Annotated in this window: 5 protein-coding genes; 2 read left to right on the top strand and 3 right to left on the bottom strand. The window is 69.3% G+C overall.

Annotated elements, in window-relative coordinates:
- Window positions 1-11: 11 nt before the first annotated feature.
- Genes meaB through ACL03I_RS26660 form a run of 3 tightly spaced genes read right to left on the bottom strand, consistent with a single transcriptional unit; the run spans window position 12 to window position 5,187 of the window.
- Window positions 12-1,055 carry a methylmalonyl Co-A mutase-associated GTPase MeaB gene (meaB, locus tag ACL03I_RS26650; RefSeq protein WP_355078446.1) on the bottom strand — a complete coding sequence of 348 codons (1,044 nt, stop codon included), beginning with the start codon at window positions 1,053-1,055 and terminating at the stop codon, window positions 12-14.
- Entirely contained in the window at window positions 1,052-3,331 is a 2,280-nt protein-coding gene (scpA, locus tag ACL03I_RS26655) for a methylmalonyl-CoA mutase (protein WP_412807211.1), read from the bottom strand. The genes meaB and scpA overlap by 4 nt, the downstream gene beginning before the upstream one ends.
- Window positions 3,331-5,187: a methylmalonyl-CoA mutase family protein gene (locus ACL03I_RS26660; RefSeq protein ID WP_412807212.1), complete on the bottom strand. Its 1,857-nt coding sequence runs from the start codon at window positions 5,185-5,187 to the stop codon at window positions 3,331-3,333. The genes scpA and ACL03I_RS26660 overlap by 1 nt, the downstream gene beginning before the upstream one ends.
- Before the next feature lie 181 nt (window positions 5,188-5,368).
- On the opposite strand from ACL03I_RS26660, the gene ACL03I_RS26665 reads away from it, so the two are divergent.
- Both ACL03I_RS26665 and ACL03I_RS26670 read left to right on the top strand, forming a co-directional pair.
- Complete coding sequence (locus ACL03I_RS26665) at window positions 5,369-6,055, top strand: TVP38/TMEM64 family protein (protein WP_364436203.1); 687 nt, start codon at window positions 5,369-5,371, stop codon at window positions 6,053-6,055.
- A 411-nt stretch (window positions 6,056-6,466) separates the two neighbouring features.
- Window positions 6,467-7,974, top strand: a 1,508-nt coding sequence (locus ACL03I_RS26670) for a condensation domain-containing protein (protein WP_412807213.1), incomplete at its 3' end; no start/stop codon positions are given.

Below are 7,974 nucleotides of genomic sequence, written 5' to 3' on the forward strand. Positions count from 1 at the left end.
ATCCCGGCGGCTCAGCGGCCGTCGAAGGCGTTCAGCAGTTCCTCGGCGGCGAGCGCGGCGGTGAGGGTGCCGTCGCGGACCTGCTTCTCCACTTGCGCCCGAATGGCTTTCACGTCCGGGTTGTCCGAGAGCCTGCGCAGCAGCTGGTCGTGCACCATGGTCCAGGTCCAGTCCACTTGCTGGCGACGGCGCTTCTCGGCGAACTCCCCGGCGTCGGTGAGCACACGACGATGTTCGAGCACCGTGTCCCAGAACCGGTCCAGGCCGACGCCTTCCAAACCGCTCATGGTCAGCACCGGCGGCCGCCACAGCGCGTCGTGCGGGTGGATCAGCCGCAGCGCGCCTGCGAGTTCCCGGGCGGCGGCTCTGGCCTCGACCTCGTGTTTGCCGTCGGCTTTGTTCACCGCGACCAGGTCGGCGAGTTCGAGCACACCCTTCTTGATCCCTTGCAGCTGGTCGCCGGTCCTGGCCAGGGTGAGGAAGCAGAACACGTCGACCATGTTCGCGACGGTGACCTCCGACTGGCCCACCCCGACGGTCTCCACCAGGATCACGTCGTATCCCGCCGCCTCGAGCAGCACGATGGTCTCGCGTGTCGCCTTGGCGACGCCGCCGAGCGTGCCCGCCGTGGGCGAGGGCCGGATGTAGGCCTCGCGCTGCACCGACAGCCGCGCCATCCTGGTCTTGTCGCCGAGGATGGAACCGCCGGTCCTGGTCGAGGACGGGTCGACCGCCAGCACCGCGACCCGGTGTCCCCGCTCGATCAGATACATGCCGAGCGCGTCGATGAAGGTCGACTTGCCGACGCCGGGAACGCCGGTGATGCCGACGCGGTTGGACGGCGCGCCCCCCGCGCCCGCCTCCGGCGTCACTTTCAGCAGCAGCTGCTGCGCCAGCGCACGGTGATCGGCCCTGGTGGATTCCACCAGCGTGATCGCCCGCGCCAGAGCGGCACGCTCGTCGGCGCGGACCGCCGCGGCGAGGGCGTCGACGTCGATCGCCCGGCGCGCGGTCACCTTCGGGGTGTCGCGCGCCGGGGAACCCGCTTCGCTCATTCCGTCGCGGCGGAATCCGCGGCGCCGCTGCCGAGTTCGTGACCGAGTTCGGCGCCGAGCTTCTTCAGCAAGTCGATCGCCGCGTCCGCGATCACCGTGCCGGGCGGGAAGATCGCCGCCGCGCCCGCCTGGTAGAGCTCCTCGAAGTCACCGGGCGGGATGACGCCGCCGACGATGACCATGATGTCGGGGCGTCCGACATCGGCCAGTGCCTGCCGCAGGGCGGGCACCAGCGTGAGGTGGCCCGCCGCCAGCGACGACACACCGACGACGTGCACATCGTTGTCGGCCGCCTGCTGCGCCACCTCTTCCGGGGTCTGGAACAGCGGGCCCACGTCGACGTCGAAGCCGAGGTCGGCGAAGGCCGTGGCGATCACCTTCTGTCCCCGGTCGTGGCCGTCCTGCCCCATCTTCGCGACGAGGATGCGCGGCCTGCGGCCCTCGGCCTCGGCGAATTCCTCGACCAGCTCGCTCGCCTTGGTGATGTTGGTGACCTTCCCGGCCTCGTCGCGGTACACACCGGAGAGGGTACGGATCTCCGCCTGGTGGCGGCCGTATACCTGCTCCAGCGCATCGGAGATCTCGCCGACGGTGGCCTTGGCCCGTGCGGCGTCGATGGCCAGCGCGAGCAGGTTGTTCGCCATGCCGCCCTCGGAAGAGGCCGCGGCGCGGGTCAATTCGGCCAGCGCCCGCCGTACCGCGTCGGGGTCACGCTCGGCGCGCAGGCGTCGCAGCTTCTCGATCTGCTCGGCGCGCACCCGCGAGTTCTCGACCTTGAGGACCTCGACCTGCTGGTCCTCTTCGACCTGATACTTGTTGACGCCGATCACCGGCTGCTGGCCGGTGTCGATCCGCGCCTGGGTGCGCGCGGCGGCTTCTTCGATGCGCAGTTTCGGGATGCCCTCGCCGATCGCCTGCGCCATGCCGCCGTGCGCCTCGACCTCCGCGATATGCGCGCGGGCGCGGTCGGCCAGCTGGTGGGTGAGCCACTCGACGTAATACGAGCCGCCCCACGGGTCGATCGGGCGGGTGGTGTTGGACTCCTGCTGGATCAGCAGCTGGGTGTTACGGGCGACGCGGGCGGAGAAGTCCGTGGGCAGCGCCAGCGCCTCGTCGAGCGCGTTGGTGTGCAGCGACTGGGTGTGGCCCTGGGTAGCTGCCATCGCCTCGATGCAGGTGCGCGCGACGTTGTTGTAGGCGTCCTGCGCGGTGAGCGACCAGCCGGAGGTCTGCGAATGGGTGCGCAGCGACAGCGATTTCGCGCTCTTCGGGTTGAACTTCGCGACCAGCTCACTCCACAGCAGGCGCCCGGCGCGCAGCTTGGCGACCTCCATGAAGAAGTTCATGCCGATGGCCCAGAAGAACGACAGCCGCGGCGCGAACTTGTCGACCTCCATGCCCGCGTCGATGCCCGCCCGGATGTACTCGACGCCGTCGGCGAGGGTGTAGGCCAGTTCCAGGTCGGCGGTCGCGCCCGCTTCCTGGATGTGGTAGCCGGAGATGGAGATCGAGTTGAACTTCGGCATCTTCGCGCTGGTGTAGGCGAAGATGTCGGAGATGATCCGCATCGATGGCTTCGGCGGGTAGATGTAGGTGTTGCGGACCATGAACTCTTTCAGAATGTCGTTCTGAATGGTTCCGGCCAGCTGTTCCGGCGCGACGCCCTGTTCCTCGGCGGCCACGACGTACAGCGCCAGGATCGGCAGCACCGCGCCGTTCATCGTCATCGAGACGCTGACCTGGTCCAGCGGGATGTGGTCGAACAGCTGGCGCATGTCCAGGATCGAGTCGATGGCGACGCCCGCCATGCCGACGTCACCTTGCACCCGCGGATGATCGGAGTCGTAGCCGCGGTGGGTCGCCAGGTCGAACGCGACCGACAGACCCTTCTGGCCCGCCTGCAGGTTGCGCCGGTAGAAGGCATTCGAGTCCGCTGCGGTGGAGAAACCCGCGTACTGGCGGATGGTCCACGGCTGGTTGACATACATCGTGGGGTACGGACCGCGCACGAACGGCGCGACACCGGGCACGCTGTCGAGCGGATATCCTGCGGCCGCGATCGCGTCCCGGTCGGCCTTGGTGAACACCGGCGGCACGTCGATGCCTTCCGGGGTCGACCACACCAGCTGTTCGGGGGCGTACTGGTTGGCCGCCGCGGCCGCGCGCACGTACTCCGTCACCTGCGCCGCGTCGACCGCGGCGGGCTCCGGCGCGCGCTCGGCCAGCGGCACGTCGGCGAAACTACCGATCACGTGCTTGATCTCACGAGTGGTCATCAGGCTCCCACCTTCTCCAGCAGGCCGGACAGCGCGGCGACGGCGTCGATGCGCGCGGCGAGGAATCCGTCCGGGCGTTGCGCGTCGTCCAGGTCGGCGACGGCCTTCGCCGCACCCGCCAGCAGCACGGTGGGCACGCCCGCGGCGCGCAGTTGCCGCACCGCTTCACCCGCTTCCGATCCGTAGCGCGTATCCGAGCCACACAGCACCGCGATCGGCGCCCCCGCTTCGGCGGCCGCCGCGGCGATTCCGTCCACCGCGAGCGGACCCGGATTGATCGACTCGATGCCGCCCGAAGCCAGCAGATTCGCGATGAAGGTGACCCGCACGTTGTGCTCGGCCACCGAGCCGAGCGGCACCAGCAGCGCTTTCGGCCGCGCGCCGTGCTCCGCGAGGTAGGCGTCGGAGCGGTTGCGCAGCTGCTCGAACGCGGCGCCGTAGCGGGCGACCCGGCCGGTCTGCCGCGCCGCCTCGGACAGCGGCTGCTCGGCGAGGTTCGGGAATTCGTTCACGCCGGTGACGGCGGTCTTGCGGTGCGCGACATCCGCGTCGCGAGCGGCCTTGGTCGCCGCGACCCGCTCGGCGAGCAGCCCGGACTCCAGCGCGGCGAGGTAGCCTCCGGCCGCCTCGATCTCCTGGAGGAACTCCCATGCCTTCGCCGCCAGCGCGGCGGTGAGGTCCTCGATGTACCAGGAGCCCGCACCCGGATCCTGCACGTGGCCGAGGTGCGATTCCTCGAGCAGCAGCAGCTGAGTGTTGCGGGCCATCCGATCGGCGAACGCCTGCGAGACGCCGAGTTCGCCGGGCGGCAGGGCGGAGTCGAACGGCAGCACGGTCACGGTGTCGGCGCCGCCGATGCCCGCGCCGAACGCGGCGAGCGTGGTGCGCAGCATGTTCACCCAAGGGTCGCGCTGACTCATCATGGCGGCCGAGGTGACCGCGTGCTGGGGCGCGCCGCCGAAATCCGGTGCTCCGCAGACCTGCGCGACCCGCGCCCACAGCCGCCTGGCGGCACGGAACTTCGCGATGGTGGCGAACTGATCGTCGGTGGCGGCGAACCGGAACTCCAGCTGTCCCAGCGCGTCGGCGATGTCCAGGCTCTCCGTCAGCGACCGCAGGTAGGCCAGGCCAGCGGCGACCGCCGCGCCCAGTTCCTGGGCGTCGGAGGCGCCCGCGTCGTGGAAGACGGTGCCGTCCACGGTGATCGCACGCACCGTTTCCGGTCGTCGCGCCGCCTGTCCGGCCAGTGCGACGGCCTCGGCGAGACCGGTGTCGGCCGGTCCGGCGAAGCGGCTGGTCAGAGGCGCGGCGCCGAGCGAGACCCGGATGCCATCGCGCGCCGGCGCGGTGTAGCCGTCGAGCGCCGTGAACACCTGCGCCGCCGCGTCGGCGACGTCGCCGCCCGCGTCCAGCGTGAGCGGGGCGAGTTCGAAGAGCAGGCCGGTCAGGGCGGTCGGCAGATCCGCCACCGGTACGCCGCGCTCGCCCGCACCGAGCCAGATCGCGCTGATCCCGTTCTCCAGCGCGGCCAGGATCTCGCGGTTCGCCACCGCGGCGTCGCGCTGGGCGAACCGGGCGCTGACGAACCAACCCCGGTGCACGTCGCGAGTGGCGTCCCGGCCGCGAACGAAGGGGAACGTTCCGGGCAGGGGCTGCTCCGGCAGCTCATCGCGCCGGGTGTAGAGCGGGGCGACCGTCAGCCCGTCATAGGTGGTCTCGTCGAGCAGTCGCTCGGGCTCCTCGGGAAGTTCGCTGACATCGACGCGGCGAGCCTTCGCCAGCACCCCGGCAACACCCTTGCGCCATGCGCCGTATTCGGGCACCGGGTCGGCCCCGGGATCTGAAGCAATCGGCATAGCTTGCTGTTCCTCTTCCTCACCACGGGCGCACCGCCAGTGCGCGCCCGATACCCTCACATTCGCCCAGCTCAGCGACTACTTCGGTTAACGGGCATTCGTCCCGCTTCCACTGATGCTAGCGGGCGGATTCCCAGCCGGTTGACCCTGCCCGCCACTACCAACCGGTAACCTGTCGCCCGTGACGAGGCTGATCCGTGACCCGCGTATCGTCGCGCTGATCGTTGGCGCGGTCGCGCTGTTCGGCGCGGCGCTGCTGGTCCCGCTGCCGTCGCCCCGCCAGGTGCAGGACTGGGCGACTTCCGTCGGCCCGGTCTTCCCGCTGCTGTTCTTCCTGGTCCATGCTCTGGTGACGGTGGCGCCGATCCCGCGCACCGTATTCACCGTCAGCGCCGGACTGCTGTTCGGCCCGCTGCTTGGCATCACGCTCGCGGTGAGCGCGACGACCGTCAGCGCGGCCCTGGCCATCGTGCTCATCCGCGCGCTCGATCGCAATCAGGTCGCCGCCCGGCTCACCCATCCCGCGGTGCGCGCCATCGATGAACGTCTCGCCCGCCGCGGCTGGCTCGCGGTCGGCTCGCTGCGGCTCATCGCGGCCGTACCGTTCTCGGTGATCAACTACTGCTGTGGCTTGTCCTCGATCCGGTTCTGGCCGTATCTGTTCGCCACGGTGCTGGGTGTACTGCCCGGCACGATCGGCACCGTCATCCTCGGCGACGCGCTCACCGGGACCACCCATCCGGCGATGCTCGCGCTGTCCGGCGCCTGCCTCGCGGTCGGACTGGCCGGTCTGGTCGTCGACGCGCGATGGAAGACGACAGTCCCCGCTTCGGTAGACATCGCCGAACCCATCGCGGCTGCCGACTGAGCATCGCTCGATCCGTGACCGATTCCACCGGAACCGGGGTCACGTCCAGCATTCCCGCCGCGCAGCCCGACGGGGATGCGGGAAATTCAGCGGTGCCGAGAACGAGGATGAATCAGTAATAAGGGACTAAGCGCCCGTCCGCTCTCCAGTGCACGGTTCGCGTGCGGCACCGCAATTGACACTACAACCGCGCCATCAATTGACACTACAACCGCGCCATCGCCGAATCGGGCCGCAGTGCAGTTCGTCCCCTACCGCGTCGCATAAGCCTCTGCCGTGACAGCTCCGCGCACCGGCCCTTATCAATTTCGTAAAGTCGGCAACTATTTGCCGCTCTGCATCGTGGTTTAGGTGTACGCGAACGAACCGGTCGGCTTAAACTGATTTCCGGTCGGGTCTGGAGGCAAGGTGATGACCGTTCAGCGACCGCAGTTCGACCCCGACCGTGGATCGAACACCGCACCGGACGTGTCGCCACCAGAGCCTGTACCGCTGTCAGCCGGACAGCGGGGGCTGTGGCTGGCGCAACGCTTGAGTCCGGACGTCCCGATATGCGAGGCGCAATACGTCGAGTTCCACGGCGAGCTCGATCGTGAGCTTCTGCGTTCGCTGATAATTCGCGCGGGTCACGAGTTCCAGTCAGGGTATTTTCGGCTGGTCGAGGTGGACGGCACCCCGCATCAACTGTTCGACCCGTCACTGGCTTCGACGGGGCCGGTAATCGATACGCGTGCCGAACCGGATCCCATGGCGGCGGCATTGAAGTGGATGCACGACGAATACACCGCACCGCTGGATATGGCTCGGGACCGGTTGTGGGCGGGGGCGCTTCTGCGGGTCGGCGACCGGCATTACCTGTTGTACAACAGAGCTCACCATGTCGCGGTGGACGGCTACGCCGCGATGACGATGTTGAACCGGCTCGCGGAGTTGTATACGGCCGCCGTGGAGGAACGGCCGCCGGAACCGAATCGGGCGGCGGACCTTCGCACACTGTACGAGGCCGACCGCACGTATCGGGAGTCGAAGCGGTTCGCCGACGACCAGGCATATTGGGTGGACAAGCTCGCCGATGTCGCCGATGACGAATCCAGTCTGGCGACCCGCTACGCGCCGCCGCGTGCGGACAGCGTGGTCGCGATGGCCGAACTGCCGACGGCGCTGGTGGTGCGGATCGCGGACGCCGCGAAAGCGCTCGACGCGAGCCCGGCCGCGGTGGTGATCGCCGCGTTCGGTTGCTATCTCGCCCGGATGACCGGCCGGGACGAGGTCCTCGTCGATGTTCCCGTCTCCGGCCGAACCACGGCCGTCCTGCGCCGGTCCGGGGGGGTGTTCGTCAACCTCGCGCCGCTTCCGCTCGCACTCGGCGCGGAAGACACGGTCGCGACGCTGGTACGGCGGGTCCAATCCGACTTGGTCGGAGCGTTGCGCCACCAGCGGTGCGGCCTCGCCGATATTCGCGCCGCCACCGGATCGCGCGGGCAGCGGCGGTTCGCGGGCCCGATGGTGAACGTCATGTTCTTCCCCCAGAAGATCCGCTTCGGCGAGTTGACCGGGGACTTCCACATCCTCAGCTCCGGGCCGGTCGAGGATCTCCTGGTCAACCTGTATCAGACCGGAGAACCGCCGCGGACGATCCTGCACTTCCTGGCCAATCCCGACCGCTACACCGGCCCCGAACTGTCCGCCCACCACAGCGAGTTCGTGGAGTTCCTCGACGAGTTCGCCGCCGCGGCGCCGGGCACCGACCTCGCGCGGATCCACCCCGGCAGTGCGCGCGAAGCGGCCCGGATCCGAAGCCGCCGCGACGACCTCGTGTTCTGGCGCGACGCGCTCGCGGACCTTCCGGAGGAGTTGTCGTTGCCGGTGGATCGTCCCCGCCCCGCAGTGGCCTCCCACCACGGCGCCACCACCACCTA

The organism is Nocardia sichangensis (assembly GCF_047200615.1).
GTDB lineage: Bacteria > Actinomycetota > Actinomycetes > Mycobacteriales > Mycobacteriaceae > Nocardia > Nocardia sichangensis.

Bases quoted from the DNA above. Each gene is read 5' to 3' on its own strand.
- meaB (WP_355078446.1), bottom strand. From the start codon at position 1,055: ATGAGCGAAGCGGGTTCCCCGGCGCGCGACACCCCGAAGGTGACCGCG.
- scpA (WP_412807211.1), bottom strand. From the start codon at position 3,331: ATGACCACTCGTGAGATCAAGCACGTGATCGGTAGTTTCGCCGACGTG.
- ACL03I_RS26660 (WP_412807212.1), bottom strand. From the start codon at position 5,187: ATGCCGATTGCTTCAGATCCCGGGGCCGACCCGGTGCCCGAATACGGC.